This window comes from Variovorax sp., assembly GCF_035634955.1.
GTDB lineage: Bacteria > Pseudomonadota > Gammaproteobacteria > Burkholderiales > Burkholderiaceae_C > Variovorax.
Window position 1 is genome coordinate 286,901 of record NZ_DASQBZ010000016.1, and the last position, 25,446, is coordinate 312,346.

25 protein-coding genes are annotated in these 25,446 nt (G+C 69.6%); 8 read left to right on the forward strand and 17 right to left on the reverse strand.

The genetic code is table 11. The annotated features are described in order from the left end of the window. Positions 1–4 precede the first annotated feature (4 nt). Genes VES41_RS08885 through VES41_RS08895 form a run of 3 tightly spaced genes read left to right on the forward strand, consistent with a single transcriptional unit; the run spans position 5 to position 1,941 of the window. Positions 5–799 (forward strand): inositol monophosphatase family protein, encoded by a 795-nt coding sequence (locus VES41_RS08885; RefSeq protein WP_324815683.1) that lies wholly within the window; start codon positions 5–7, stop codon positions 797–799. Positions 800–808: 9 nt separating this feature from the next. Then, the gene (locus tag VES41_RS08890) at positions 809–1,006 is read left to right on the forward strand and encodes a DUF2905 domain-containing protein (protein ID WP_324815685.1); all 198 of its coding nucleotides are present in this window, start codon (positions 809–811) and stop codon (positions 1,004–1,006) included. Positions 1,007–1,014: 8 nt separating this feature from the next. Then, positions 1,015–1,941, forward strand: a complete 927-nt coding sequence (locus tag VES41_RS08895; protein ID WP_324815687.1) for an ROK family protein — start codon at positions 1,015–1,017, stop codon at positions 1,939–1,941. A gap of 21 nt (positions 1,942–1,962) precedes the next feature. Here the strand turns inward: VES41_RS08895 and VES41_RS08900 are convergent, their stop codons facing one another. From VES41_RS08900 to VES41_RS08915, 4 genes are all read right to left on the reverse strand, one after another. Further along, on the reverse strand, positions 1,963–3,363 hold the full coding sequence (locus tag VES41_RS08900; protein ID WP_324815690.1) for an alpha,alpha-trehalose-phosphate synthase (UDP-forming): 1,401 nt from the start codon (positions 3,361–3,363) through the stop codon (positions 1,963–1,965). 67 nt (positions 3,364–3,430) lie between these two features. Beyond that, positions 3,431–5,299 carry a glycoside hydrolase family 15 protein gene (locus tag VES41_RS08905; protein ID WP_324815692.1) on the reverse strand — a complete coding sequence of 623 codons (1,869 nt, stop codon included), beginning with the start codon at positions 5,297–5,299 and terminating at the stop codon, positions 3,431–3,433. Beyond that, entirely contained in the window at positions 5,296–6,090 is a 795-nt protein-coding gene (otsB, locus tag VES41_RS08910) for a trehalose-phosphatase (protein ID WP_324815695.1), read from the reverse strand. Before otsB ends, VES41_RS08905 begins: the two co-directional genes overlap by 4 nt. A 75-nt stretch (positions 6,091–6,165) precedes the next feature. Then, positions 6,166–7,443, reverse strand: a complete 1,278-nt coding sequence (locus VES41_RS08915; RefSeq protein WP_324815697.1) for a multifunctional CCA addition/repair protein — start codon at positions 7,441–7,443, stop codon at positions 6,166–6,168. A gap of 137 nt (positions 7,444–7,580) precedes the next feature. Between VES41_RS08915 and VES41_RS08920 the strand changes: the two genes are divergently transcribed. Continuing rightward, the gene (locus VES41_RS08920; protein WP_324815699.1) at positions 7,581–8,306 is read left to right on the forward strand and encodes an OmpW/AlkL family protein; all 726 of its coding nucleotides are present in this window, start codon (positions 7,581–7,583) and stop codon (positions 8,304–8,306) included. Between the two features lie 22 nt (positions 8,307–8,328). Here the strand turns inward: VES41_RS08920 and VES41_RS08925 are convergent, their stop codons facing one another. From VES41_RS08925 to VES41_RS08935, 3 genes are all read right to left on the reverse strand, one after another. After that, positions 8,329–9,024 carry a glutathione S-transferase family protein gene (locus VES41_RS08925; protein WP_324815702.1) on the reverse strand — a complete coding sequence of 232 codons (696 nt, stop codon included), beginning with the start codon at positions 9,022–9,024 and terminating at the stop codon, positions 8,329–8,331. 152 nt (positions 9,025–9,176) lie between these two features. Further along, entirely contained in the window at positions 9,177–9,752 is a 576-nt protein-coding gene (locus tag VES41_RS08930; RefSeq protein WP_324815705.1) for an MgtC/SapB family protein, read from the reverse strand. Positions 9,753–9,807: 55 nt separating this feature from the next. Then, positions 9,808–11,808, reverse strand: a complete 2,001-nt coding sequence (locus VES41_RS08935) for a lytic transglycosylase domain-containing protein (RefSeq protein ID WP_324815707.1) — start codon at positions 11,806–11,808, stop codon at positions 9,808–9,810. 9 nt (positions 11,809–11,817) lie between these two features. Between VES41_RS08935 and VES41_RS08940 the strand changes: the two genes are divergently transcribed. Together VES41_RS08940 and VES41_RS08945 are read left to right on the forward strand one after the other, a co-directional pair. Next, positions 11,818–12,435: a 5-formyltetrahydrofolate cyclo-ligase gene (locus VES41_RS08940; protein ID WP_324815709.1), complete on the forward strand. Its 618-nt coding sequence runs from the start codon at positions 11,818–11,820 to the stop codon at positions 12,433–12,435. A 247-nt stretch (positions 12,436–12,682) separates the two neighbouring features. Then, entirely contained in the window at positions 12,683–13,519 is an 837-nt protein-coding gene (locus tag VES41_RS08945) for a hypothetical protein (protein WP_324815711.1), read from the forward strand. A gap of 31 nt (positions 13,520–13,550) precedes the next feature. On the opposite strand, the gene VES41_RS08950 is transcribed toward VES41_RS08945, so the two are convergent. The 7 genes from VES41_RS08950 to VES41_RS08980 all read right to left on the reverse strand — a co-directional run bounded on the left by VES41_RS08950 (position 13,551) and on the right by VES41_RS08980 (position 21,549). Beyond that, on the reverse strand, positions 13,551–14,609 hold the full coding sequence (locus tag VES41_RS08950) for a sn-glycerol-3-phosphate ABC transporter ATP-binding protein UgpC (RefSeq protein ID WP_324815714.1): 1,059 nt from the start codon (positions 14,607–14,609) through the stop codon (positions 13,551–13,553). A 27-nt stretch (positions 14,610–14,636) separates the two neighbouring features. Further along, positions 14,637–15,476: a carbohydrate ABC transporter permease gene (locus VES41_RS08955; RefSeq protein ID WP_324815717.1), complete on the reverse strand. Its 840-nt coding sequence runs from the start codon at positions 15,474–15,476 to the stop codon at positions 14,637–14,639. Further along, entirely contained in the window at positions 15,476–16,426 is a 951-nt protein-coding gene (locus tag VES41_RS08960) for a sugar ABC transporter permease (protein ID WP_324815720.1), read from the reverse strand. Before VES41_RS08960 ends, VES41_RS08955 begins: the two co-directional genes overlap by 1 nt. A gap of 23 nt (positions 16,427–16,449) precedes the next feature. Then, positions 16,450–17,739: a sugar ABC transporter substrate-binding protein gene (locus VES41_RS08965; RefSeq protein ID WP_324815722.1), complete on the reverse strand. Its 1,290-nt coding sequence runs from the start codon at positions 17,737–17,739 to the stop codon at positions 16,450–16,452. A gap of 41 nt (positions 17,740–17,780) precedes the next feature. Beyond that, positions 17,781–19,400, reverse strand: a complete 1,620-nt coding sequence (locus VES41_RS08970) for an FAD-dependent oxidoreductase (RefSeq protein ID WP_324815725.1) — start codon at positions 19,398–19,400, stop codon at positions 17,781–17,783. Positions 19,401–19,430: 30 nt separating this feature from the next. Next, a complete protein-coding gene (locus VES41_RS08975) occupies positions 19,431–20,471 on the reverse strand; it encodes a LacI family DNA-binding transcriptional regulator (RefSeq protein WP_324815728.1) in 1,041 nt (346 codons plus the stop codon). 94 nt (positions 20,472–20,565) lie between these two features. Beyond that, complete coding sequence (locus tag VES41_RS08980) at positions 20,566–21,549, reverse strand: LysR substrate-binding domain-containing protein (RefSeq protein WP_324815730.1); 984 nt, start codon at positions 21,547–21,549, stop codon at positions 20,566–20,568. A gap of 129 nt (positions 21,550–21,678) precedes the next feature. Here VES41_RS08980 and VES41_RS08985 point away from each other — a divergent pair, with 129 nt between their 5' ends. Next, complete coding sequence (locus tag VES41_RS08985; RefSeq protein WP_324815733.1) at positions 21,679–21,984, forward strand: DUF2917 domain-containing protein; 306 nt, start codon at positions 21,679–21,681, stop codon at positions 21,982–21,984. 36 nt (positions 21,985–22,020) lie between these two features. On the opposite strand, the gene VES41_RS08990 is transcribed toward VES41_RS08985, so the two are convergent. Next, complete coding sequence (locus VES41_RS08990; protein ID WP_324815735.1) at positions 22,021–22,434, reverse strand: BLUF domain-containing protein; 414 nt, start codon at positions 22,432–22,434, stop codon at positions 22,021–22,023. A gap of 183 nt (positions 22,435–22,617) precedes the next feature. On the opposite strand from VES41_RS08990, the gene VES41_RS08995 reads away from it, so the two are divergent. Beyond that, on the forward strand, positions 22,618–23,292 hold the full coding sequence (locus VES41_RS08995) for a Crp/Fnr family transcriptional regulator (RefSeq protein WP_324815738.1): 675 nt from the start codon (positions 22,618–22,620) through the stop codon (positions 23,290–23,292). 19 nt (positions 23,293–23,311) lie between these two features. Here VES41_RS08995 and VES41_RS09000 read toward each other — a convergent pair whose 3' ends face one another. Next, a complete protein-coding gene (locus VES41_RS09000; protein ID WP_324815740.1) occupies positions 23,312–24,655 on the reverse strand; it encodes a hypothetical protein in 1,344 nt (447 codons plus the stop codon). 16 nt (positions 24,656–24,671) lie between these two features. Further along, positions 24,672–25,446 (reverse strand): hypothetical protein (locus tag VES41_RS09005; protein WP_324815743.1); only part of this gene is annotated, 775 nt, incomplete at its 5' end.

A 25,446-nucleotide genomic window follows, 5' to 3' on the forward strand; every position in this document is an offset into this window, starting at 1 on the left:
GGGGATGACCGATTCGAACGAGCGCAACCTCCTTGAACTGGCCTGCGCCCTGGCCGACGCGGCGGCGGCGCAGTCCATGCGCTATTTCCGCACGCCCCTGCCGATCATCACCAAGGACGACCTCAGCCCGGTCACACTGGCCGACCGCGATGCCGAGGCGGCGATGCGCCGGATCCTGGCCGAACGCAGCCCGGGCGACGGCATCTTCGGCGAGGAGCATGGCCGCGAGCGCCTGGATGCAGGCCGCGTCTGGGTGCTCGATCCGATCGACGGCACGCGCAGCTTCATCACCGGCTCGCCGCTGTGGGGCACGCTGATCGGCGTGCTCGAGGGCGGCCGTGTCCGCCTGGGCATGGTCGACATGCCGGTGCTGCGCGAGCGCTGGTGGGGCCTGTCGGAGGCCGGCGGGCGCGGTGCCATCGCGCTGCGCAATGGCCAGCCGGTGCATGCCAGCGCCTGCACGCGCATCGAGGACGCGCGCATCGTCTGCACCTCGCCCGACATCTTCGCGCCGGCCGACTGGCAGGCTTTCGACGCATTGAGCGGGCGCTGCGCCATGCGCCGCTTCGGCGGCGATTGCTACGGCTATGCGCAGCTGGCCGGCGGCACCATCGACCTGGTGGTGGAGACGGGCCTGCAGCCCTACGACTACCTTGGGCCGGCTGGCCTGATCGAGGCCGCCGGCGGCGTCATCACCGACTGGCAGGGCCAGCCGCTGGGCCTGCAATCGGACGGCCGCGTCGTCGCCGCCGCGACGCCCGAACTGCATCGCGCCGCGCTGGCCGCGCTGGCCGCGTAGACTGGCGCCATGATTCGCTGGCTGCTCGTCATCGTGATCGCGCTCCTGGTGTTCCAGGGCCTGGCCGCCTGGTTGCGGCGCTACCTGGGGTTCGGCCGCCTGCCGGGCGACTTCGCCTTTCGCGCCTTCGGGCGCCAATGGGACCTGCCGCTGGGCAGTACCGTGCTGCTGAGCCTGGTCGCCGCCGCGATCGCGCGCTGGATCTGATGGCGGCGATGCGAGCCTGCGTCGACATCGGCGGCACCAAGGTGGCCGTCAGCCTCTCGCCCGCGGACGACGCGCCGTTGCTGGCCAGGCGGACCGAACCGACCGCCAAGACCGGCGACAACGACGCCGTGGCGGTGCAGATCCTGCGCATGATCGACGCGGCCTGTGCGCAGCAGGGCGTCGATCCGGCCGCCATCGCCTGCGTGGGTGTTTCCACCTGCGGCCCGTTCGAGCTGCATGACGGCATGGTCGAACTGGCCGCACCGAACATCTGCGGCGGCTTGTCCGGTCCGTCGCGCGGCTTGCCGAACCAGTGGCGCACGGCGCAGCTCGAAGCGCCCCTGCGGCGGCGCTTCACACGGCTGCGGGTCGAGAACGACGGCGTGGCCGCACTCGAGGCCGAGCGTCGCTGGGGCGCGCTGCAAGGCGTGCAGCATTGCGCCTACGTCACGTGGAGCACCGGCGTCGGGGTCGGGCTGTGCGTGGATGGCCGCATCCTGCGCGGCAAGAACGGCAACGCCGGCCATGCGGGACACAGCTTCGTGGTGGACGACGACAGTGGCGCCCAGTGCGGCTGCGGCAATTTCGGCGATGTCGAGGCGCTGGTGGCCGGCAGCGGGGTGGAGCACCGCTTCGGCCAACCCGCGGCGCAACTGATGGCGGCGGCCCATGCCGGCGACGCGGCGGCGCTGCAGACCGTCGATGCACTGTGCCGCATCATGGGGCGCATGCTCTACAACCTGGTGGCCACGCTCGACCTGCAGCGCATCAGCCTGGGCGGCAGCGTGTTCTGGCACAACCGCGATCTGCTGCTGCCGCGGCTGGACCAGGAACTGCATGCCCACCTGGCGCCGCTGACCTCCGGCGTAGAGCTGGTGCCGGCCGGCCTCGGCGAGCGCGTGGGCGACTACGCGGCGCTCGCGCTGCTCGACTGAGGCCTGCGCCTCAGGGCTGCATCAGGAGCGGGGCGGCCGCTGCTCGGCCGGTGCCTTGCGCAGCGCGTCCAGGAAGGTGTTGCGCCACCAGTGCACGTCGTACTGGCGGATGCGCGCCAGCAGGCGCTGGTGCCGAACGCGCCGCTCCTCGAGCGGCATGCTCAGCGCGTGCTGTATCACCTCGGCGGTGCCATGCACGTCGTACGGGTTGACCAGCAGGGCTTCCTTCAGCTGCTCGGCGGCACCGGCAAAGCGCGACAGCACCAGCACGCCGGGGTCTTCCGGATCCTGCGCAACCACGTATTCCTTGGCCACCAGGTTCATGCCGTCACGCAGGGGCGCCACCAGGCCCACCGCCGCCGCGCGGCACAGGCCGGGCACCCTGCGCCGCGCCACCACGCGGTGGATGTAGCGCACCGGTATCCAGTCCAGTTCGCCATAGTCGCCGTTGATGGCGCCGCACAGCGCTTCGAGTTCGCGCCGGATGTCGCCGTACGCGTCGACCGACTCGCGGGTGGGCGATGCGATCTGGATGAGCGTGGCGCTGCGCCGGTTCTCGGGGTAGTGCGCCAGCAGCTCGCGAAACGCCTGCACCCGCTGCGGGATGCCCTTGGAGTAGTCGAGCCGGTCGATGCCCACCAGCAGGCGCCGGTTGGAGTACTCGCGGCGCATGGTCTCGAACATCTCGCGCGCGTCGCGCGCCTGCGTCAGCGCCTCGAACTCGTCCACGTCGATGCCGATCGGGAAGGCGGCGCAGCGCAGCGTGCTGCCGTACGCCTGGAACAGGTCGTCGCCCAGCGGCTGGCCGCCGGCTTCGTTGCGCACGTAGTGCTCGAAATGCTGCACGTCCTGGCGCGCCTGGAAGCCCACCAGGTCGTAGGCGAACAGCGAGCGCATCAGCCAGTCGTGCTGCGGGATGGACGCGAAGATGATCTGCGGCGGCAGCGGAATGTGCAGGAAGAAGCCGATGCGGTTGCGGCAACCCATGGCGCGCAGTTCGGCCGCCAGCGGGATCAGGTGGTAGTCGTGCACCCAGACGATGTCGTCGGGCTGCAGCAGCGGCATGAGCTTGCGGGCGAACAGCTGGTTGACCCGCCGGTAGCCGGTGACGTAGCCGGCGCTGAACGAGGCCAGGTCGAGCCGGTTGTGGAACACCGGCCACAGCACGTTGTTGCTGTAGCCCAGGTAGTAGCTGTCGTGGTCGTCGCGGCACAGGTCGATGGTGGCCAGGAGCACCTGGCCGGCCTGCTGCTGGTGCAGCTCGCCTTCGCCGGTGGGGCCGTCCTCGACCACCGTGCCGCTCCAGCCGAACCACATGCCGCCGGTCTGCTGCAGCGAATCGCCCACGGCCACCGCAAGGCCGCCGGCGGCGGCCTTGCGCGGGTCGGCCACGCGGTTGGAGACGACGACGAGCCGGCTCATTGCAATGCCTCGGTGTCAGTGGGTGCGGGGGCGGGGCGGGGCGCCCCGGCGTTGGCGGTGCGATGACTCATATGGCCGATTCCCACGGTGCCGACAGGCGCACCGCTGCGTTGATGATGCCCACCATCGAGTAGGTCTGCGGGAAGTTGCCCCACATCTCGCCGGTGACCGGGTGCGTGTCCTCGGACAGCAGGCCGAGCGGGTTGCGCGCCGCCAGCATGGTCTCGAAGATCTCGCGGGCCTGCGCCTTGCGGCCGATCTTGGCCAGCGCGTCGATGCGCCAGAAGGTGCAGATGTTGAAGGCGGTCTCGGGCTTGCCGAAATCGTCGGCCGCCTCGTAGCGGCGCATGTAGGGTCCGTCGCACAGGGTCTTTTCCATGGCGTCGACGGTGGACACGAAGCGTGGGTCGCGGGCGTCGATGATGCCCACTTCGACCATCAGCAGGATGCTGGCGTCGAGCTCGTTGCCCCCGAAGCTCTCGGCGAAGGCCTGGCGCTCCTCGCTCCAGGACCGGTCGAGTATTTCCTCGCGCATCCGGTCGGCGTGACCCTGCCAGTAGGCGGCGCGCTCGGGCAGCTCGAGCGCCACCGCGATCTTGGCCAGGCGGTCGCAGGCGGCCCAGCTCATCAGTGCCGAACTGGTGTGCACCCGGGCGCGGGTGCGCAGCTCCCACATGCCGGCGTCCGGCGTGCCATACACGCGCACAGCCTGCTCGCCGACCGCCTCCAGGTGGGCGAAGTCCGCGCGCCCGGCCCGGCGCAGCAGCCGGTGGTCGTGGAAGGCCTGCGCCGCGCCCAGCACGATGTTGCCGTACACGTCGTGCTGGAAGTGTTCCTGCGCCTGGTTGCCCACGCGCACCGGCCCCATGCCGCGGTAGCCGGGCAGGTTCTCGACGAAGGATTCGGGCAGTTCGCGCTCCAGGCCGATGCCGTACAGCGGCTGGATGTGCTCGCCGTGCGAGCCGACCACCACGTTGGTGAGCCAGCGCAAATAGTCTTCCATCGTGCCCACCTCGCTGAGCGAGTTGAGCGCGCGCACGACGAAGAAGGCGTCGCGCAGCCAGCAGTAGCGGTAGTCCCAGTTGCGCTGGCTGCCCGGCGCTTCGGGGATGCTGGTGGTCATGGCCGCGACGATGGCGCCGGTGTCCTCGAACAGCGAGAGCTTGAGCGTGATGGCCGCCCGGATCACCACGTCCTGCCATTCGAAGGGAATGTGCAGCCGTTTGCTCCAGGTGCGCCAGTAGGAGATGGTTTCCTGCTCGAAGTGCCGCGCCGTGTCGGCGATGCCGTCGGTCAGGGTCTCGTCGGCGCCGAGCAGGAAGTTGTATTCGCGCGCGGCCACGAAGGGCTGGCGCGACAGGATGTGCGAAACCGGCGCATCGGTGTTCAGGCGCAGGGTGAATTCGGGGCCGACGTAGCGGATGTGGTTGCTGCCGCGGGTCAGCGTCGGCGCCAGTTCGCCCCACTGGAAGCGCGGTTGCAGCGTGACCCGGATGCGCGGCGCGCCGGCGATGGGCCTGACGCGGCGCACGATCGACAGCGGCCGGAAATAGCGCGAGCGGCTGAAGAAGCGCGGCGCAAAGTCGCACACCTCGATGGCCTGGCCGGTGCTGTCGTACAGGCGCGTGCGCAATACGGCGGTGTTGGGCTCGTAGTGCTGTTCGCTGCGTACGCAGTCCTCCAGCTCGATGGCCCAGGCGCTCGCGTTCTCGCGCGGGTCGAGCAGCGCATTGAAGACCGGGTCGCCGTCGAAGCGCGGCAGGCAGCACCAGACGATGCGTGCGCGCGCATCCACCACGGCGCTGAACGCGCAGTTGCCGATCACGCCGACCGACAGCGACGGCGCCGCCGGTGGCACGAAACGTTCGGGCGAAGGGTCGGACGATGCGGCAATGCCTGGGGTTTCGGTCGCGGGCGTTGCGGTGCTGTCGTTCATTCGGTCGTCCTGGAGTCGCTGGAATCGGCCGCGGGGCCGGCCGCGCCGCTGCCGCGCAGGCTGGCGGGCGAGGCGGCGGCGAGCCATTCGAACACCGCTCTCGTCGATTCGAGGCGATGGTGTGCCAGCGTGGTCCCGCTGCCGACCTTCACCGCGATGCCGCCAAGCGGCTGCACCACCGCGAAGGCGTGCTCGTCGGTGGTGTCGTCGCCCGCGAACACGGGCCGGCGGCCGGCGAAGGGCGCCTCTTGCATGAAGGCCGCAATGGCGATGCCCTTGTGGATGCCGGCCGGCTTGACTTCGAACACGGCCTTGCCGTGCAGCAGTTCGAGCTGGGGCCGCGATGCGATGAGTTCGGTCAGCACTTGGCGGCACAGCGCTTCCAGATGAGGCGCGCGCCGGTAGTGCAGGGCGACGGCCGCGTGTTTGCGTTCGACCAGCAGGTCGGGATGTGCGCCGGCCAGCTGGTTGGCCACCTCGAGGATCGGGACCAGGTCTGGTGGCGGCTGTTCGCGCATGTGGCCTTCGGCGTCGCGCCGCTGCACGCCATGCTCTCCGGCGGACGGCAGCCGCAGGGGAGCGAGAAAGCGGTCGAGGGTGTCGATCTGGCGGCCGGACACCACGGCCAGCGCGCCGCCGAGCCAGTCGTGCAGGTCGCCGAGCAGGGCGACCAGGCCGCCGGGCACCTCGACGGCTTCGGGCGTTTCGGCGATGGCCACCAGCGTGCCGTCGAAGTCGAGGAAGAGGGCGTCGTCCGGCGTCAGGCCGGGGGGAGGCGGTTGCTTGGACATCACGGGTAAACCTTAGCAGACTCACCGGTAACAACACGTCATCCAACGGCTGACGTTCGGGCCCGCGCGAGGGGTTCAGGGCGCGCGGGCTGCATCTTCGAGCGCCCTTGCCACGGCCTTGGTGCGGGCCTCGCGGATGGCGGCGCCGATGGCAGGGCCCTGGGCGCCGCGCGCCTGCGCCGCGAGCGCCAGGGGTTCGGTCTGCACCGCCAGCGCCGCGTCGAGCGCTGCGAGCAGCCGCGCGCGCGGCGGGTACGGCCGCCCTTCCAGGCCCAGGCGCCCGCGGGCATCGCATTCGCAGGCGAGCAGTGCCTCGGCGAAGCGCCCCGGCTTGCGGATGGCGTCGCAGCGCTCGAGCAGGCGCAGCACCGCGGCGGCGTCCAGGTCGGCGCTGCGATGGATGTTGCCGTGCTCGCGCGCCACCACGTCGGCCAGTTCGCGCAGTTCCAGCGGCACGCGCCAGCGCTCGCACACCCGTTGCAGCAGTTTCGCGCTGCGCTGCTCGTGGCCGATATGGCGCGGCAGCGCGTCGGGCGGCGTGGTGCCCTTGCCCAGGTCATGCATCAGGCAGGCGAAGCGCACGGGCAGCGACGCCTGCAGCCGCGCGGCAAGATCGAGCACGAGCATGAGGTGCACGCCGGTATCGACCTCGGGGTGATGTGCCTCGGGCTGCGGCACGCCCCAGAGGCGGTCGACCTCGGGCAGCAGCTTGCGCAGTGCGCCGCATTCGCGCAGCACCTCGAACATGCGCGAGGGGCGCTGCTCCATCAGGCCGCGCGCCAGTTCCTGCCAGACCCGCTCGGGCACGAGCGCATCGACTTCGCCGGCCTCGACCATCTCGCGCATGAGCGCCATTGTCTCCGGCGCGACACGGAAATCGGCGAAGCGCGCAGCGAAGCGCGCCAGGCGCAGGATGCGAACCGGGTCTTCGCGGAACGCGCCGGTGACGTGGCGCAGCACGCGCGCCGCCAGGTCGCGCTGGCCGCCGAAGGGATCGATCAGCCGCGCCGTGTCGAGGGCGGCGGCCCCGTCGGGCGGCACCGCCGCGGCCGGCAGCGCGATGGCGTTGATGGTCAGGTCACGGCGCGACAGGTCCTGCTCGAGCGTCACGTCGGGCGCCGCATGCACCACGAAGCCGCGGTAGCCCGGGGCGCTCTTGCGCTCGGTGCGGGCCAGCGCGTGCTCCTCGCGCGTTACGGGATGCAGAAATACGGGAAAATCGCGTCCGACGGGCAGGAAGCCCTGCGCCGTCATTGTTTCGGGCGTCGCGCCGACCACCACCCAGTCGCGGTCGGAACCCGGCAGCCCGAGCAAGCGGTCGCGCACGGCGCCGCCGACCAGGTAGATTTGCATAGGGAGAGTTTAGGGCGTGCCATTGCAGTGCGCCCGGGGCCGCAGCGGTTCGCGCCGCATGGCTCTTCATGAAATGCCTGGCGTGGCTGTTTTGCGTGTTCGCACTTTCCCCATCTCATCCAAGACGAAACAACACGATGAAAATGCGACATGTCGCGCTGGCCACCCTGGCAGCGCTTGGCTCGGCCCACGCCATGGCTCAACAGGCCGGCGACTGGGTCGTCGGTGCCGGCTGGCTTCACTTCGCTCCGCAGGATTCGAGCGACCCGCTCTCGATCACCTCGCCGGTGCACCAGGTGGTGCCGGGCTCGGGCGCCAGCGTTGGCAACGCGGACACCTTCGGCATGAACGCCGTCTACTTCGTCGACAGCCATTGGGCAGTCGAGGGCGTGGTCGGCGTGCCGCCGAAGTTCAAGCTCGAGGGCGCCGGCTCGCTCGGCCCGATCGGCGAACTCGGCAGCGCCCGCCAATGGAGCCCGACGCTGCTGGGCAAGTACTACTTCAACGAAGGCAATGCCGCCTTCCGCCCCTACGTTGGCCTGGGCGTCACCTACGTCTGGTACAGCGACGTGAATCTCACGCCGGGCATGCAGGGCGCGGTCAATGGCCTGCTGCACGTGCCGCCGGGCGCGGCCAGCACCTCGGCCGATCTGGACAGTTCCTTCGCGCCGGTGTTCAACCTGGGCGCGAGCTACCAGTTCGACCAGCACTGGGGCGTGAGCGTGTCGGTGTCGTACATCCCGCTCAAGACCACCGCCAAGCTGACCACCACCAGCGTGACCGGCCGGACCCTGGCCACGAGCGAGACCAAGCTCAAGCTCGACCCGATCGTGCCCTACGTGGCACTGACCTACCGCTTCTGACGGCGGTGCGGGAGGCGGGGCGTCAGCGGGCGAGCCGATAGGGCTCGTCGAACGCGACGAACTGCTTCTCCGCCAGCGCGCCTTCGATCCAGGCCTTCACGCCCGGCAGGGCCTGGACCCGCGCCATGTACTCCCGGATGGCCGCCGGCACCGGCAGCGCGTAGCCGGCCAGGCGCATCACGACGGGTGCGTAGTAGGCATCGGCAATGCAGAAGCGCCCGAACAGCATCCCGTGCTCGTGCCTGGCCGCGTGCCGGTCAAGCAGCTCGCTCCACATGGCGACGATGCGCTCCACGTTGGCGCGAACGTCGGCCCGGTCGCGCCAGACCAGACCGCCCTGGAGCGACAGGTCGGCCTCGATGTTCATCGGGCAATGGCTGCGCAAGGCGTGGAAGCCCCCGTGCATCTCGGCGCAGATGCTGCGCGCCACGGCGCGCGCGCCGGCGTCCGCGGGCCACAACTGCAGTTCGGGAAACCGCTCGGCCAGGTATTCGGCGATGCCCAGCGAATCCCAGATGCGGCGCTCGCCGTCGACCAGCAGCGGTACCTGCGCGGTAGGCGACAGCGGCGCCATCGTGCGCTTGAACTCGGATCCTTCGGCGAACGCGTCGAAGGGCACCCACACCTCGTCGAACGCGATGCCGGCCTGTGCCATCAGGACGCCGGCCCGCATGGACCATGACGAGTAGTTCTTGTTGCCGATGTAGAGCTTGAGCATGGCGGTTCTGTGTGTTTTCCGGGGATGTTGCGCACAGATCGGACGTCCGGTTGGCGCGAGGGCAGATGCTAGCCGCAGACGGCGTGCCCGGTGATGCGCATTCGGCCCGCCATTGATGCGCCGGGCGCATCCGCGGGGAGCCGGTGAGCCGGTCAGCGTCGATCGTCGCCGGGCGGGGCAGGCGGGGGAGCCGCCGCGTCGTCATCGCCTGCCGGCCGCGTCCGGTCGGCCTCGCCCATGATGCCGCTGATGCCGTGCGTGAAGTGCGGCACCAGGCCGAGCACCACCAGCGCCAGCACGGTGGCGATGATCGCGGTGGTCTCGCGGCCCAGGCCGCAGGCCATGCCGATGGCCGCCGTCATCCACATGCCGGCGGCCGTGGTCAGGCCGCGCACCTCGTGCTCGCGGCTGCTGTTCTTGAGAATGGCGCCGGCGCACAAAAAGCCCACGCCCGCCACCAGGCCCTGCACCACGCGGCTCATGTCGGCGATGCTGGTGCCGGACAACTGCGGTGCCAGCACGAACAGCGCCGAGCCCATGGCGACCAGCATGTGGGTGCGCGCGCCGGCCGCCTTGCCCTGCGTCTCGCGCTCGAAACCCAGTGCGAAGCCGAGCGCGCCGGCCATCAGCAGGCGCACCGCGACGCGGGTGAAGTGCTCGACGTCGTCGACGTCGGCGAACTCCGCCGCCACGGTGGCGGTGACCGTCGCCCAGACGCCTTCGCTCATCGCGCCGCCGTCGCGCCCGTGGCGCGAGCCCCCGACGGAACCTCCGCACGGCGGCTCATGGCAGGTCCTTGTTCGGTTCGGGGTCGCTGGCCGGGCGCGGGCCGACGGTGCCCAGCCGCGCCTTGATCGACTGCGGCTGGCCGCTGATGATGGCCGCGTACATGGTCGTGTTGGCGAGCACCTTCTTGACGTAGTCGCGCGTCTCGTTGAAGGGCACGTTCTCGGCCCAGATGGCGGCCTCCACCGGCGGGCCGTTGCGCCATGCGCGCGGCCGCCCCGGGCCGGCGTTGTAGGCGGCGGCTGCGAGCGGCATGGAGTCCTCGAAATCGTCCAGTGCCAGCTTGAGGTAGCTGGTGCCGATGAGGATGTTGGTGTCTCGCTCGTAGATCTGGTCGGGCGTGAAGCCGGCCAGGCCGATCTTGCGCGCCGTCCAGCGCGCGGTGGCCGGCATGACCTGCATCAGGCCGGAGGCGCCGACGCCGGAGCGGGCGCTCATGATGAAGCGGCTTTCCTGGCGGATCAGGCCGTAGACGTAGGCCGGCTCCAGGCCGATCGCCCGGCTCTGGCCGATGACCGCGTCGTGGAACGGCATGGGAAAGCGCTGCTGGACGTCCACCGTCCCCTTGGTGCGTTCGCTGGTATTGATGCACCGGTCCCATACCTGGTACTGGCAGGCCAGGTCGGCGGCGGCCAGCAGTTCGCGGTCGCTCATGCCGCCGGGCGTGTGCAGCGCCACCGTGTAGTTCCACTCGCGCACGCCCTCGGACCGCAGGCCGAGGTTGATCGCCAACAGGCCACGCTGCAGGCCAGGGTCCTGGCGTGCCGCCTGGCGCTCCTGCTCCGTCAGCGGCGCCGGCGGGGTCGGGACCGCGCTGCGCTGGCCCAGCTCCTCCAGCGCCAGCATTTCGTAGAAGCCGCCGGTGCCGGCGATGGACTGGTAGAGCTCGCGCGCTTCCTCGCGGCGCATGTCGCCGCCACGCTGCATGAGCGCGCGGGCCTTCCAGTAGACCCACACCGGTTCGCGCTGCGTCTCGGCGTCCATGGCCTCGATGGCCGGCTGCACGTCGCGCCACTGGCCCATGCGCAGGGCGCTGCGGACTTTCCAGGCCAGCATGTCGTCGCTGAGGTCTTTCACCCGGGTGACGTTGCCGAAATAGCCCAGCGCCTGCGGCGACAGCGACATGGCCGACTGCCGACCGATCACGCCCCACAGCCAGTTGCGCTCCTCGGCGCTGAGCATGGGGCTCCACTTGCTGTCGAGCTGCCGGGCCGCCACGTCGGGGTCGGACACGGCCGTCTTGATGAGCGCCAGCACCACCATTTCCTTGCTGGCGCGGGCGGCGACGACCGCGCGGCCGGACAGGAACCTGGCGGGGTTGGCGTTGAGCTGGTCGAACATCGGCAGCGCATCGGGCGCCACCAGGTTGACCGCGTCGCGTGCCGCGCGCGAGCGCTTGGATTCCATGGCCTGGCGGGCCTTCATCCAGGCGTCGTCGGGCGACAGGCGGTTGTTGGCCAGCAGCAGTTCGGCGGCGGTCAGGCAGCCGTCGTCGGCGTCGCGTTGCGCGAGCCAGTCGGTGCGGACCTCGGCCGCCATCTCGCGGCTGACGGGCTGGCCCTTGAGGGCGCTGGCCAGCGTGGCGTAGCAACGGACCTCGCGGTCGTCGCGCATGCGGAAGGCGGGGTACGCGGCCAGGAAGCCGTCCCAGTCGCGCAGCTTGCCCAGCACCAGCAGCCAGTCGTTGCGCAGGCGGTCTTCCTGGTAGCTGCCGCGGTAGCGGGCGAAGAAGTCCTGCACCTCCAGCGGGCTGGCCTCCGCCAGCCGCGCCTTGAGTTCCCAATAGGCGCCCCAGGCTTCCAGCGGGTGTCCCTGCACCTGCGGCAACAGCGCCGCCAGGGTCGCCTTGTCGCCGCGCTGGTAGGCCTGCTTCATCTGCAGCAGCGCGTCTTCGGCGCCCGACTGCTGCGCCTGCGCGCCCGTGCAAAGAAATACGCCCCAGACCACTGTCGCCAGAAGTCGGGCTCGCCCTGGTGCCAAAATGCCTTGCAACTGCATTGGGGCATTATGGACAAGACACCGGCCGCCGAACCATCGAGCACGACCACCTTTCTCAGGAATCAGCTGCGCGCCGCACTGATCGAACAGCGCCTGAACATGGGCGACCGCCTTGCCCGGTCGGACCTGCTGCAGCGCGTGATGCGCATCTGGCTGGTCGGGCGCGAGGACACGGTGATCGGCGCCTACTGGCCCATCAAGGGCGAGTTCGACCCCTTGCCGGCGCTGCACCGCTGGAAGGAGGACGGCGAACTGCAGGGCCAGGCCACCCGGCGCCGCATCGGCCTGCCGGTCATGGACCGGGTGCACAAGACCCTGACCTTTCATGCCTGGTACCCCGGATGCCCGATGGAGGAGGATGCCTACGACATTCCCAAGCCGAAGGACACCGAGCTCGTCGTGCCGACCCTGCTGTTCGTGCCGTGCGTGGGCTACGGCACGGGCGGCTACCGGCTCGGCTACGGCGGCGGCTTCTACGACCGCACCCTGGCGGCGCTCGAGCCCCGGCCGGTGACGGTCGGCCTGGGGTTCGCCAACGGTTTCGTCGAGTCCCTGGAGCCGCAGCCGCACGACGTGCCGCTGGACGCGATCCTCAACGACGAAGGCGTGGTCTGGCCGCTGGGCTGAGCGCGCACCCCTTTCCGTGCCGCCCGGGGGCTCGCTCTGCGAGCGGCGGTTCTGCGCATTCCATCACGCGACGGCTGCGCGTCCATCGCCCGGCGCCGGCGTTTCACCATTGTTGACTCTCCGCCCCGCCCGGGGCGTCAAGAATGCCCTGGGGCCCGCGAGGCGGCTGCCCGGGCATGCGCCTCCGGCCCTCGATCACGACTGCCCTACGGGGCAGTTTTTCTTTGACACGAGAGGGAGAACAACCATGAAACTGAACGTCGAGAAGAGCGCGCTGGCGGCGGTGTGCACGAGCGTGGGCCTGCTGCTGGCGGGTTGCGGCGGCAATGGGAGCGACCTGCTGCCCGATGTGCCGACCAGCATCAACGACCTTCCGGGCATCGGCGGCGACGATGACAACAACACCGGGGAAATCTCGGCCAAGTACGAGCGCGCCAGCTGGCCGCGCTTTCACGTGGTGGGCACCGGCTCGCAGACGTTCGGAGCCCTCGATACGCTCGACCAGCTCGACGACGGCGCGGTGGTGGACATCGACGGCAACGTCCTGACCGACTCGCTGACCACCACCCGCTCCGTGCGCGAGATCGCTGGCGACAAGCACTTTGCCATGGGCCGCTGGCATTCGGGCGCCGCCACCAACTCGAGCGGCATCCACCAGCTGGACGGCAAGGACGGGCGCGCCTTCCACTACCTGGTGTTCAACGTGCTGCCATCGATGCCGGCCTCGGGCACGTTCGCCTGCACGCCCAGCGCGCTCACGGCGCCGTCGCGCGCCAGCGGCGCAAGTGCTGCATACGGCAGCGCCACCGGCAACATGACGCTGTCATTCGGCGCCGATGGCGCCACCGTCAATGGAAGCATCGACGTATCGGCTTCGAGCAGCGGCAGCCTGGCGATCAACACGATCGTCAGGGATCGTCCGGGCACGGTGGCGATCACCGACAACTACCTGGGCTCAAGCTACGGAGCCGCCGTCCAGATCGCCGAGGACAGCCCCGGCGCCTATGCGATCGTGGGCACCTATCGCGCCCTGCTCAACGACGGCAGCAACTACATCGGCGCGTTCCGCTTCAAGTGCTCTTGACCGGGCGCGAGAGAGCGGGCACCCGCCGCGGTCAGAGGCGCTGTCCGCTTTGCGCGTCGAACAGGTGCACGTTCTCCGCCCTGGGCCGCAGGTGCAGCATGTCGCCCGGCGCGGGCGACATGCGTTCGTGGAACAGCGCCACCACGTCGGTGTCGCCGACACGCAGGGTGAGCTGGGTGTCAGAGCCCAGCGGTTCCACGCTCCGGACCTGAGCGCCCACACCTTCGCCCGCCCCGCACCGCTCGAAGTGCTCCGGCCGCACCCCGTAGCTGGCAGGACGGCCGAAGGCCGCCGCAGGCAGGCCGGGCGACAGCGGCAGCAACCCGCCTTCGGTCTCGAAGCCGTGCGCCGCGCAACGCCCCGGCAGGAAGTTCATCGCGGGCGAGCCGATGAAGCCGGCGACGAAGCGGTTGGCGGGCCGGTCGAACAGTTCCAGCGGCGCGCCGGCCTGCTCGATGCGCCCCGCGTTGAGCACCACGATGCGGTCGGCCATGGTCATCGCCTCGACCTGGTCGTGCGTCACGTAGACCATGGTGGTGCCCAGGCGCCGGTGCAGCGCCTTGATCTCGCTGCGCATCACGATGCGCAGCCCCGCGTCCAGATTGGACAGCGGCTCGTCGAACAGGAACACCTGCGGATCGCGCACGATCGCCCGGCCCATCGCCACCCGCTGGCGCTGCCCGCCCGAGAGCTGGCGCGGATAGCGTTCGAGCAGAGCCGACAGGCCCAGGATCTGCGCGGCCCAGGCCACGCGTTCGTCGATCTGCGCACGCGGCGCGCCACGATGCTCCAGCGAGAACGCCATGTTGGCGGCCACCGTCATGTGCGGATAGAGCGCGTAGTTCTGGAAGACCATCGCGATGTCGCGGTCCTTCGGATCCAGCTCGGTCACGTCGCGTCCGCCGATGGCGATGCGCCCTTGCGAAACGCTCTCCAATCCGGCCAGCAGGCGCAGCAGGGTCGACTTGCCGCAGCCGGACGGGCCGACCAGCGCGATGAACTCGCCGTCGCGAATGTCCAGGTCGATGCCGCGCAGCACCTGGGTGCCGCCGAAGCGCTTGTGGATCTGGGACAACTCGACTGCGGCCATTGTTCTTGTTCAGGAAGATGAGAAGGCTCACTTGAGCCCGGTGTGCGCCAGGCCTTCGATGAACTGCTTCTGCGCGACGACGAATACCAGCAGCACAGGCAGGGCGGTGAGGGTGGCGGCCGCCAGCTGGATGTTCCACATCGGGCCGCCATAGGCGTCCGTGAACTGGGTCAGCGCCTGCGGCAGGGTGAACAACTCGGGCGACGAGATGAACACGATCGGCTCCAGGTACAGGTTCCAGCTGTGCAGGAAGGTGAAGATGGCGACGGAGGCCAGCGCCGGCCGCGCGAGCGGCAGCGCGATGGTGCGAAAGATCTTGAAGCGTCCCAGCCCGTCCACTCGAGCCGCCTCCTCGAGCTCGGCCGGCAGCGTGATGAAGAACTGGCGCATCACGAAGGTGGCGAACACGCACGGTGCGCCGAAGACCGGAATCAGCACCAGCGGCCAGTGCGTGTTGACCATGCCGAGTGCGCGGAACATCTGGAACAGGGGGACGATGGTCACTTCCGACGGGATCAGCAAGCCGGTCAGCACCAACACGAACAGCGCGTTGGCGCCCGGAAAGCGGATGCGGGCAAAGGCGTAGCCGGCCATCGACGACACGCCCAGCGTGCCGAGGGTGACCGCCGCAGCGATCCAGGCCGAGTTCCAGTACTGACGCACGAACGGCTGGAGCGTGAACACCTGGCTGTAGCTGCTCCAGTCCGCATGCGTGGGCCATAGCTGCGGCGGAAAGGCGAAGATCTGGCTGATCGGCTTCACGGACGAGGTGACCATCCACCAGGTCGGAAAGACGAAAGGCACCAGCAGCAGGCAGAGCAGCCCGTACAGGGCCACCTGGGTGCGCGGGGAGATCCGGTCGTGCATCATTGCTCGTGGAAGACGAATCGCCGCCGCAGGCGCCATTGCGCCAGCGTCAGCAGCGCGACGATGCCGAACAGCACCACGGCCAGCGTGGCGCCGTAGCCGAAGCGATGGAACTGGAAGGTCTGCTGGTAGAGGTAGTACACCAGCACCGTCGTCGAATTGCCCGGCCCGCCCTGGGTCAGCACCGCGATCTGCGCGAACACCTGGAGCGAGCCGACCACGGTGATGATGGACGTCAGCAGCAGGGTCGGGCTGATGAGCGGCAGCGTGATGCGGCGGAACTGTCGCCAGGCGCTGGCGCCGTCGATGCGCGCGGCCTCGTACAGCTCGCGCGGCACGCCTTGCAGCGCGGCCAGGAACAGCACCATGTTCAGGCCCACGTTCTTGAACACCTGCACCACGACGACCGAGGCCATCGCGCCGACGGGTGTGCGCAGCCAGTTGGGGCCGTCGACGCCGACCAGGCGCAGCAGCCCGTTGATGCCGCCGTTGTGCTGCAGCAGGAAGCCCCACACGATGGTCCAGGCCACCAGCGAGACCACCACGGGCGAGAAGAAGAGCGTGCGAAACACGGCAATGCCGGCCAGGCGCTGGTTGAGCAGCACCGCGAGCAGCAGCGCCAGGCTGAGGTTGAGCGCCACCAGGCCGACGGAGAAGACTGCCGAGGCCAGCAGCACGGCCGGCAGCGTGGGATCCTGGGCCAGCGCGCGGTAGTTGTCCGCGCCGGTGTACTCGAACGTGTTGGCCAGCACGTTCCATTCGTGCAGCGAATACCAGAACACCAACGCCAGCGGCACCAGCACGAACACGAGCACCCCGGCGAGCTGCGGCAGCGCGAACAGGCCGCCGGCCACGGCTTCGCGCCGGGCCAGCGTCCAGAACGGACGACGCGGCTGCACGGCGCGATGGCCGTTCCGGGTCGGACCTGCGGTGGCGCGAGGGTCGGACATGCGGGGGGCAGCCGGGTGGCGCATCAGCGAGCGAGAAGCGGATCGATCTGAGCGCAGATCGCCTTGGTTGCGGCCGCGATGTCGGCGCTTGGCTGCCACACCGGGTCGAGCCCGGCGCGCACCATCTGCTGCAGTCGGGCGAAGCCGGCGTGGCCGGGCATCAGTCCGCCGGTCGCAATGCCGGTGACCACGACCTTGTCCAGTTGAGCCGGCGTCAGCCGCGCGTTGGTCTTGGCCAGCACCTCGGCATTGAGCAGCGACTTGCGCGCCGAGGGGAAGAACTGCGCCAGGCGCGCGGAGTTTTCCGGGTTGGTCATGAAGGCGACGAACTGCGCCGCGAGCTCGGCATGGCGGCTGGCGCGCAGCACGCCGATGCCGGCCTGGCCGACCAGCGCGTAGTCGCCCACCGGGCCGCGCGGCAGGGGCACCAGATCCCAGTCGAACGGCTGCTCCTTCGGCAGCAGCGAGGCGCGGCTGATCTGGGTGATGGTCATGGCCGCGTTGCCGGCGAAGAAGTCCACGTTCTGGCCGGGACCGGGCATGGCCTTCTTCACGAAGACCGCGTCATGGACGAAGGTGAGGGCGTCGACCATCGGCTTGTCGGCGAAGGTGCAGCGCTTGCCGTCCGCGCTCCACGGCGCGGCGCCCCAGCCGTTCCACACCGACGACAGGAACTGCCACGCCTGGAAGTTGAAATCGCGCACCACCAGGCCGCCCTTGCCCTCCTTGGCGGCCACGGCCTGCGCCGAGGCGATGGCGTTGGGCCAGGTCCATTGGCCGGCGGCGATGAGTTCTGCCGGCGTCTTCGCGCCGGCCTGGCGGATCAGGTCGTTGTTGACGAACACGGCGAAGGGCGAAGTGGAGAAGGGGTAGGCGTAGAGCATGCCGTCCCTGCTCCAGCGCTCGGTGGCGCTGGGCGCCACCTCGCCCAGCGCGTACCCGGGTGTCGCGGCCAGGGTCTTGCCGAGCGGGAACAGTGCACCGGAGTTGACGAAGTCGTGGGCCGAGGTCTCGAAGATCCAGGCCATGTCCGGCGCATTGCCGCCGGCGATCTGCGTGGTCAGCGCGGTGGTGTAGTTGTCGAACGGCAGCGTCTCGAAGCGCACGCTGACGTCGGGCCGGGTGCGCTTGAAATCCTCGGCGATGCCGTTGAACAGCTTCAGGTGCGCCTCGTTGCCGCTCCAGATGGTCATGCGCAGTTCGACCGGGGCGGCCGCGGCGGCGCCGGCCAGTCCGAATGCCAGGGCAAGGCCGCCGGCGAAGCCGCGCAGCAGGCGCGAGAGCGGGCGGAGTTGACGGGGACGAGCGCTCATGGGTGGGTCTCCTTCGGTGTCTTGTTGGTTCCGCGGCGCGATCAGTACGCCTCGACGACGGGCCAGCGCATCTCGACGCCGGCCAGCGAGAGCAAGCGCTGGAATTCGCCCAGGTGGCCGTCGTCGGCCTGCACCTGGTGCGGCGTGCGGCCGGTGTCCAGGCAGTGGGCGGCGAGCATGCCGGCGACTTCGCCCACGTTCCATTCCACCGGGTGCAGCCGGTAGCAGCCGTTGGTGATGTGGGTGGTGGCCATGTTCTTGCCGCCGGCCAGCAGGTTCGTCATGCGCCGGGGCAGCAGGGCGCCCAGCGGGATCTCGAACGGGCAGGACGGCACGTCGATGTAGTTGTCCCCGCCGGTCGACGGGTGCAGGTCGATGCGGTACATCCCCACGCCCACGCTGTCGCGATAGCGCACCGCGCCCTGCGCGCCGCGCACGGCGTACGACATGTCCTGCTCGACCACGCGCGTGACGCCCAGCAGGCGCCGCCCCTCGCGGATATAGGGGGCCATCGCCAGGCCATGCGTGGTGCCGGTGACGTCGCCGCGCAGGCGCAGGCCCGGGAAGCCCTGGCCGCCGTCTGCCCGCGGCGCCTCGGTCTGCAGCCAGTAGACCATCGAGTAGGACAGGTCGGCCGCGGCCTGGAGGTGGCGGGCCTTGTCCTCTTCGGTGGCATCGAGGATGGAGCCTTCCAGGTAGTCGATCATCGGCCAGTTGACCAGGCAGATGTCGGACGCGTAGCTGCCCGGCACGAAGTTGCGGCGCGCGGCAATGCGGCGGAAGGTCCACAGGTTCATGTCGCCGCCACCCTTGCGCTGGTCGGCGTCCACCAGGAGCGGGTCGTCGTCCGGATTGGGCGTGAAGGACCGCTCGACCGTCTCGAGCGTGCGCGGATGCGGCGCCTTGAAGCCCAGTAGCGGCCCGCCCCAGAAGTCGGGCTGGACGTTGCGCCAGTGGTCGTAGTTGCGCGGCCTGGCGATGGTGTGGTCCTCGCCGGCCAGGTGGTCCAGGGCGAAGCAGATCGACAGGGCCTGCACATTGTCCGGCTGGGCCTGCGCCGGCGCGCTCGGCTCGCCGGTATCGGCCCGGCTCTCGAAGCCGACCGCGTATTCGGTGCCGGTGAGCGGCAGCAGGTCGCCCGTCTCGGTGGCGTCGATCACGTAGGCCGCCTCGACCGTCACTTCATGCCCACTGTCGCGATGGCGCAGCGTGACGGCCCGCACCCGGTCGCCCTCGGTGTCGGCCGACACCGGCCGGTACGGCTGGAGCACGCGCAGCCGGCCGCCGCCGCGATGCGGCAGCAGCATGGCCTCGAGCACGGCGAGGCCGACGCGAGGCTCGGCGCACAGTCGGCTGACCCAGCCTGCGCCCGGGTTCAGTTCGCCCCAGGCGCGACTGGCCGCGGTGAGCGGGAAGTGGTCGCGGTAGTACTGGCGGATGCCGTCGCGCAGGGCGCGGTAGCGGCGCGTGACGCCGAAGCGCTCCACCCACGTGTGCTCGTCGGGCGGCACGGCCTGGCTGGTGAGCTGGCCGCCGATCCAGTCGTATTCCTCGCTCATCACCACGGTGCGGCCGGCTTCGAGCGCGCCCAGCGCCGCGGCCACGCCGCCCAGGCCACCGCCGACGATCAGGATGTCGGCCTTGATTTCTTGGTTGTGCATGCTTGGGTTCGTTGTGTCGTGTCGGGCTGCTCAGCGGGGCGCCGGGCCCAGGGTTTCGCCGCGGATGGGATCGCAGGGCAGCAGGGATTGGTGGACGGGTTGTCCGGCGCCGCGCTCGATGCGCAGCACCAGCGCGGCGGTGGCGTCCCGGCCCATCTGTTCGCGCGGGATGAGAAAGGACGCGAAACGGGTGGCATGGGCCTCGACCCGCTCGTGCGAGCCGAGTGCCACCAAGGAAAGGTCGTCGGGCAGCGCCAGGCCGCGCGCGCGTGCGGCGGCCTCCAGCCGAAGCGCGTCGGCCAGCTCGACGCAGAACACCGCCGTGGCGCCCCGGGCGCGGACGGCGTCGAGCAGCTCGCCATCCGGTGCGCGGGTGTCTTGCTGCTGCAGCACCAGTTCGAGGTCGGCGCCCAGGGCGGCCTGGAAGCCGCGCCAGCGATCGGCAGGCGACTCGGCCGGACCGAGCGCGCCCAGGTAGGCCAGCTTGCGGTGGCCCAGTTCGCGCGCCTGCTGCACCAGCGCCGAGGTCGCGCTGGCGTAGTCGGCGCCCACGTAGGGCACCGGCGCGCCGGCGTCTTCGCGCCGGCCGATGGCCATGAAGGGGAAGTCGCCCGCGACGAGGCGGGTCAGTTCGTCATGGTCGAAGTGCCGCCCCAGCACGAGGCAGCCGTCGGCCAGGCGCAGCCGGTTGCCTTCGGCAAAGATCTTGCGGCCGCCGGCTTGGTTCGCGCCGCGGCTGCCGGTCAGCAGCAGCAGGTCGTAGCCACGCGCCTGCGCCTCTTCCTCGATGCCGAACAGGAATGGCAGGAAAAAGTCGGCCTGGGCGCTTGGAAAGGCCGGCTCGTAGGTGAACACGCCCAGGATGCGGTTGGCGCCCTGCGCCATGCGCCGGGCGATCGGGTCGGGGACGTAGCCGGTGTCCCGGATGATTTTCTGGATGCGTTCGCGCGTCTCGGCGGGAATGCGCGCTAGGGCTGGATCTGCCCCGTTGAGCACGAGCGACACCGTGGCCTGACTGACGCCGGCCAGGCGGGCAATGTGCTGTTGGGTCAGGCGCGGCGCGCGGGGCATCTGGGTGCTTGCTTATTCGTATTATCAAAATGGTAATGCGAATTAGCAGCCGGGGGAATGCTCACCGGCTCGGTGCTTTCCCGAAGGCGCGCCGTCAGTCGATGTTGTCGGCCAGGTCCGGGTCCAGCCCCTCGCCGATGGTCTGGCGGGTGGCGGCGGCCTGCAGTTGCAGCCACTCGGCGAAGGCCTGCACCTCCGGCCGCAGCGTGGCGCGCGGTGCGGTGAGGAGCCAGTAGGCCATCGGCGAATCCAGGCGCTTGTGCGGAAGAACTTCCACCAGGTCGCCGTTGGCCAGGCTCTCCGAAACGAGCGAGCTTCGGGCCAGGACCACGCCCTGCCCGGTGAGCGCGGCCTGCACCATCTGGTAGGCGTAGTTGAAATACAGCCAGCGCCGGGGCTGGGTGCGGGCCAGGCCGTGGTCGTCGAACCAGCGCCGCCAGGTCAGCCACTCCAGATGGGTGCGATGGGCGTCGCCAGCCTCGATCAGGGTGAAGTGGGCAATGTCCGCCGGCTTGGTGATGGGCGGGCTGCTCTTGAGCAGCCAGGGGCTGGCCACGGGCGTCAACGTCTCGCCGAACAGGCGGATGGCGCCGTTCGCCATGTTCGAGGGCGGCGCGTAGCGCAGGGCCAGGTCGACGTCGGCCACGTCCAGGTCGACCGCCGCGTCGCTGGCGTCGATGCGGATGTCGATCTCGGGGTTGTCGCGCTGGAAGGCCTCGAGCCGCGGAATGAGCCACATCGATGCGAAAGACGCAAAGGTCGTGAGCGCCACGCTCTTGCGCCCGGCGTTCTGCCGGATCTGTCGCACGGCGCCGTCGATGCGCGGCAGCGACTGCTGGACCGCGAGCAGCAACTGCGAACCCGCGCTGGTCAACTCCACCGCGCGCGTGTGGCGCAGGAACAGCGCCACACCCACTTCCTCCTCGAGCGACTGGATCTGCCGGCTGACGGCGGACTGGGTCAGGGCCATTTCCTCGGAGGCGGCGCGGAAGTTCAGATGCCGCGCTACGGCCTCGAAGGCGCGCAGGTAGCCGGCGCCGATCGGGCGGGTGCGCAGGTGGGTCTGGGAATGCAGCATGGTGATTGATGCGGAAAGCGAATCAGTAGGCTAGCGCCTTTTCATTGGACGCGAAAGGGTCGCCGCCGGATCATCCATTCCCGAATCGCGCAATTCCTGCGCCGCCGGAGAGTCGCCAAGGAGCCCATCATGACCGCCACCGTTGCCCAATCGCCCCTGTCCACCCTGGCCCGCCCGAGCGCCGTCCCGCCTGCCGTGCGCCGCGGTGCATGGCGGCTCGACGCCGGCCAGGCCATCACGCTGCGCGCCTCCAGCGCCAGCGTGCTGAAGGTGCGCCAGGGCCGGGTGTGGGTCACGCGGGACGCCACCGCGACCTGGGGCAGCGAAGACCTCGTCATCGGGCCCGGCGAGTCGCTCGAGGTGGCGGCCGGCCAGAGGATGGTGATGGAGCCGTGGGACGGCTGCGGCGCCACCTACACCTGGGACGCCGTCTGATGCCAGGCGCGGGGGCATGAGGCAACCGCGCCCGCGTCAGCCCTCGATGTCGAAGCGGCTTCGCAGGGCCAGGAAGCGCAGCAGGGCCTGCTCGCCTTCGTCGCCGTCCAGCAATTCGTGCAGCGCGCCGTCGGCGGTCGGCTCGGCGTAGCCCAGTTCGTAGCGCATGCAGCGCCTTCGTTGCAAGGCGCCCTGGTGCAGCACACGCAAGGCGGTGTGGCGCGGATCGTCCGCAATGCGCGACATCAACGCCTGCACGGCGAGCGAGGGGCCCTCGAGGTACTGCACGAAGCTCTGCCCGTCGAAGACCAGCACGCCAGTGATGCCGCGGTCCGCATTTCCCCGCCGCACCTGGGCCAGGATCGCCGGAACCATGGCTGTTCCGGCATCGTCTGCAAGCTGGCTGGCATAGAAGTACTGAAAAAGCTGGGGTTCGGCATGCGACGTCATGGGCCGGGCCAGTCTAGGTGGCCGGCCGCAACCCTCAAATGTAAAAAGACATGCACGCGGGCCACGCCGGCTGCGTATATTGGGCGGGTGAAGTCCCTGCAACTACCCGCGCCGAACCGCCCGCCCGAAGGGCCGCGCCCCTGTGAACGATGCGCGCTGCGCACGCATCCGGCGTTCCAGCCCATGACGGCGCAACAGCGCGATGTCATCCAGTCCTTTCGTCGGGGCAGCCGCATCATCGAGGCAGGACAAACCATCATCCAGGAGCACAGGCCCAGCCCACACCTGTTCACCGTCTACTCCGGCTGGGCCTTTCGCTTCAAGACCCTGAGCGACGGGCGCCGGCAGATCCTGTCCTTTCTCGTGGCAGGCGATTTCCTCGGCCTGCAGGACGAGTTCGCCGATGGCCACACTCATGGCGTGGAGGCCGCCAGCGAGGTGAGCCTGTGCGTGTTCGACCGCGACGACTTGTGGGAGATGTTCCAGGCGCAGCCGCGGCTGGGCTACGACATCACCTGGCTGGCTGCGCGCGAGGAAAAGCTGGTGGACGACAACCTGGTGACCGCCGGCCGCCGCACCGCCACCGAGCGCGTGGCCATGCTGTTGATGCACCTGTACAGGCGTGCCTCGCGCGTGGGCCTGGAGCATGAGGGCTGGGTGGAATTCCCGTTCCAGCAGCAGCACATCGCCGATGCGCTCGGCCTGTCGCTCGTGCACACCAACAAGACGCTGCGCCGCCTGCACGACATGGGCCTGCACCGCATCGACCGTGGCTGGCTGCGGATCCTGGATCCGCAGGCCCTGGAGACCCTGGGCGACTACTTCGAGCGGCCGATGCGGCCGACGCCGCTTATCTGAAGGCGGGCGAAAACCCGGTTCAATCGGGCAGTGCCGGGCGCGGCTCCTGCGCAGGCACGTCGGCATCCGGATCGTGCCGGTAGCGTCCCTTGTACATGCGGCTGAGCAGCAGCGAGTACTGGTAGGCGAAGTGGACGAAGGCGGTGGCGACGCTGAAGCCCAGCACGGCCTTGAGGTCGGCCGCGCCGAACAGCGCGAGGTAGGCGATCTGCACCGAGACCACCGCCGGAATGGTCGCCGTCTGGCGGCTGGTATGCCCGCGCGAGGCCATCGTGAGAAAGCAGAACTGCGCGCCATTCATGAAGAAGACCGTCAGGAAGACCATCCACAGCAGCGGCTCGAGGTTTTCGTATTTGCTGCCCAGCAGCAAGACCCAGTACTGCGGCAGGAAGACCGCGCTGAGCAATGCCAGGCCCAGCACACCCAGATACGCCGCGTGCCCGCGCAGGACCATGCTGGTCAATTGCGAGCCGGCCGGCAGCCTGGCCAGCGCAGGGAAGAACAGAATGCCCGCGACGCGGTCGACGATGGTCAGCAGCATCGCCAGCCGCCCGGAAGCGCCCACTTCGGCGAGCACGGTCGTGGTGCTGAACAGCGACACCAGGAAGATCGTGACGATGCCCTGGAACTGGAAGAATATGGCCGACAGGTACAGCGGCCGCGCCATCTTCGTGATGCTGCTGTCGACGTCCGCACGCTCCTGCCGCGTGAGCGGCTGACCGCCGCGCATGTCGTTCTTCAGGTAGATGCTGTAGACCACCACCAGGAACACCATGGGCAGCAAGTTGGCCAGCTGCAGCAGCGTGACCGACTTCGTGGCGAACGGCACCAGCACGAGGCAGGTGGCGACGCCGCGGATGATGGCTGCGTACAGCCTCGGCCGCGTCAGCTGCGAGACGCGGTTGAGAATGACCAGCATCGAAGACAGGAAGTTCTCGTGCAGGATCAGCATCAACGTGCCCACCGTCACCAGCGAGGCGGCCATGTAGTCCATGGCCAGCCAGTGGTGCTGGTGGACCAAATACCACCAGTAAGGGACGATGAACACGCTGCCCGCCGCCAGCAGCGCCCAGCGACGCCGGAACACCCGCCTGGACACGCCCAGCACCCAATACACCTCGTTCGACCGCTGTCCGACGATCGGCATGGTGCAATGGACCAGCCCCATGTCGGTGATGCCGGCGGCCATGGTCATGCAGGCGATGATGACGGTATAGAAGGCGTAGTCTTCCTTCGGCAGCACATTGACGATCAGCAGGCCGGCGGCGGCGGAAATCAGGATCGTCAGCGCCTCCACGCTGCCGATGAGCGCCGTCTTTCTGAGCAGAGCGCGAATGCGCTCCGAGACCTTGAAGGTGAGCATCGGCGGGGTGTGACGATCAGCTGATCAGCGCCTGCTTGACGCGGCTGAGTTGGCGCCGCAGCTTCAGGCGCGCGTGGTGCGCGACCACGTGCTTGCGGTAGAGCGACGCGACGCGGCCGGTGGGCGCCGGGCGCAATTCCAGGCCGAGCCCGGCGGCGATGCGCGCTGCATCCTGGTCCCAGTACTTCTGCGCGCGCGACACCAGGTCGTGGCGCTCGGCGTGGGACAGCGGCGGCGGCAGGTGCAGCATTTCCGAGTAGTCGTGGGTGCGCACGACGCCCGGCAGCGCCAGGTCGGGCGGCAGGGCCTCGGTGTAGATCGGGCAACCGTTGAGCGGGCCTTGCCACATGCGTCCGGAAAGGGCTTGCTGGCGCTGGTACGGGTACATGATCCCGAACCCGCAGCCGCTGCTGCGGTAGACCGACTGCGACTCGTGCAGCGTGATGTGCCCGTGCCCGCGTTCGTCCACGCCCGGCACCAGGTGCCAGCCCCCGCCGAAGAAGTGGCAGCCGGGCGAGCGCGCCGCGTACCGTTCGAACGACGCCTGCAGGGGGTCGCTGCGCACGCTCTCCTTCAGGTTGCCGATGTGCACGCCGGGGTAGCGGACCGGGCCCAGGTCGCCGGCCGGCACCCACAGCCCCGTCATGACCGGGTGATTGCCGGCGACGAGTTGAGCGCGCGGATCGTCCGCGGTGCGATCGAGCGTGATCAGGTGATAGCGGTCGACGCCGGTCAGCGAACGCGCGTAGTGGCCGTTCGGCATCTTGCTGTAGTCGTACACATGCAGGTCC

Excerpts from the sequence above, each read along its gene's own strand:
- VES41_RS08885 (WP_324815683.1), top strand. The coding sequence starts at position 5 with ATGACCGATTCGAACGAGCGCAACCTCCTTGAACTGGCCTGCGCCCTG.
- VES41_RS08890 (WP_324815685.1), top strand. The coding sequence starts at position 809 with ATGATTCGCTGGCTGCTCGTCATCGTGATCGCGCTCCTGGTGTTCCAG.
- VES41_RS08895 (WP_324815687.1), top strand. The coding sequence starts at position 1,015 with ATGCGAGCCTGCGTCGACATCGGCGGCACCAAGGTGGCCGTCAGCCTC.
- VES41_RS08900 (WP_324815690.1), bottom strand. The coding sequence starts at position 3,363 with ATGAGCCGGCTCGTCGTCGTCTCCAACCGCGTGGCCGACCCGCGCAAG.
- VES41_RS08905 (WP_324815692.1), bottom strand. The coding sequence starts at position 5,299 with ATGAACGACAGCACCGCAACGCCCGCGACCGAAACCCCAGGCATTGCC.
- otsB (WP_324815695.1), bottom strand. The coding sequence starts at position 6,090 with ATGTCCAAGCAACCGCCTCCCCCCGGCCTGACGCCGGACGACGCCCTC.
- VES41_RS08915 (WP_324815697.1), bottom strand. The coding sequence starts at position 7,443 with ATGCAAATCTACCTGGTCGGCGGCGCCGTGCGCGACCGCTTGCTCGGG.
- VES41_RS08920 (WP_324815699.1), top strand. The coding sequence starts at position 7,581 with ATGAAAATGCGACATGTCGCGCTGGCCACCCTGGCAGCGCTTGGCTCG.
- VES41_RS08925 (WP_324815702.1), bottom strand. The coding sequence starts at position 9,024 with ATGCTCAAGCTCTACATCGGCAACAAGAACTACTCGTCATGGTCCATG.
- VES41_RS08930 (WP_324815705.1), bottom strand. The coding sequence starts at position 9,752 with ATGAGCGAAGGCGTCTGGGCGACGGTCACCGCCACCGTGGCGGCGGAG.
- VES41_RS08935 (WP_324815707.1), bottom strand. The coding sequence starts at position 11,808 with ATGCAGTTGCAAGGCATTTTGGCACCAGGGCGAGCCCGACTTCTGGCG.
- VES41_RS08940 (WP_324815709.1), top strand. The coding sequence starts at position 11,818 with ATGGACAAGACACCGGCCGCCGAACCATCGAGCACGACCACCTTTCTC.
- VES41_RS08945 (WP_324815711.1), top strand. The coding sequence starts at position 12,683 with ATGAAACTGAACGTCGAGAAGAGCGCGCTGGCGGCGGTGTGCACGAGC.
- VES41_RS08950 (WP_324815714.1), bottom strand. The coding sequence starts at position 14,609 with ATGGCCGCAGTCGAGTTGTCCCAGATCCACAAGCGCTTCGGCGGCACC.
- VES41_RS08955 (WP_324815717.1), bottom strand. The coding sequence starts at position 15,476 with ATGCACGACCGGATCTCCCCGCGCACCCAGGTGGCCCTGTACGGGCTG.
- VES41_RS08960 (WP_324815720.1), bottom strand. The coding sequence starts at position 16,426 with ATGTCCGACCCTCGCGCCACCGCAGGTCCGACCCGGAACGGCCATCGC.
- VES41_RS08965 (WP_324815722.1), bottom strand. The coding sequence starts at position 17,739 with ATGAGCGCTCGTCCCCGTCAACTCCGCCCGCTCTCGCGCCTGCTGCGC.
- VES41_RS08970 (WP_324815725.1), bottom strand. The coding sequence starts at position 19,400 with ATGCACAACCAAGAAATCAAGGCCGACATCCTGATCGTCGGCGGTGGC.
- VES41_RS08975 (WP_324815728.1), bottom strand. The coding sequence starts at position 20,471 with ATGCCCCGCGCGCCGCGCCTGACCCAACAGCACATTGCCCGCCTGGCC.
- VES41_RS08980 (WP_324815730.1), bottom strand. The coding sequence starts at position 21,549 with ATGCTGCATTCCCAGACCCACCTGCGCACCCGCCCGATCGGCGCCGGC.
- VES41_RS08985 (WP_324815733.1), top strand. The coding sequence starts at position 21,679 with ATGACCGCCACCGTTGCCCAATCGCCCCTGTCCACCCTGGCCCGCCCG.
- VES41_RS08990 (WP_324815735.1), bottom strand. The coding sequence starts at position 22,434 with ATGACGTCGCATGCCGAACCCCAGCTTTTTCAGTACTTCTATGCCAGC.
- VES41_RS08995 (WP_324815738.1), top strand. The coding sequence starts at position 22,618 with ATGACGGCGCAACAGCGCGATGTCATCCAGTCCTTTCGTCGGGGCAGC.
- VES41_RS09000 (WP_324815740.1), bottom strand. The coding sequence starts at position 24,655 with ATGCTCACCTTCAAGGTCTCGGAGCGCATTCGCGCTCTGCTCAGAAAG.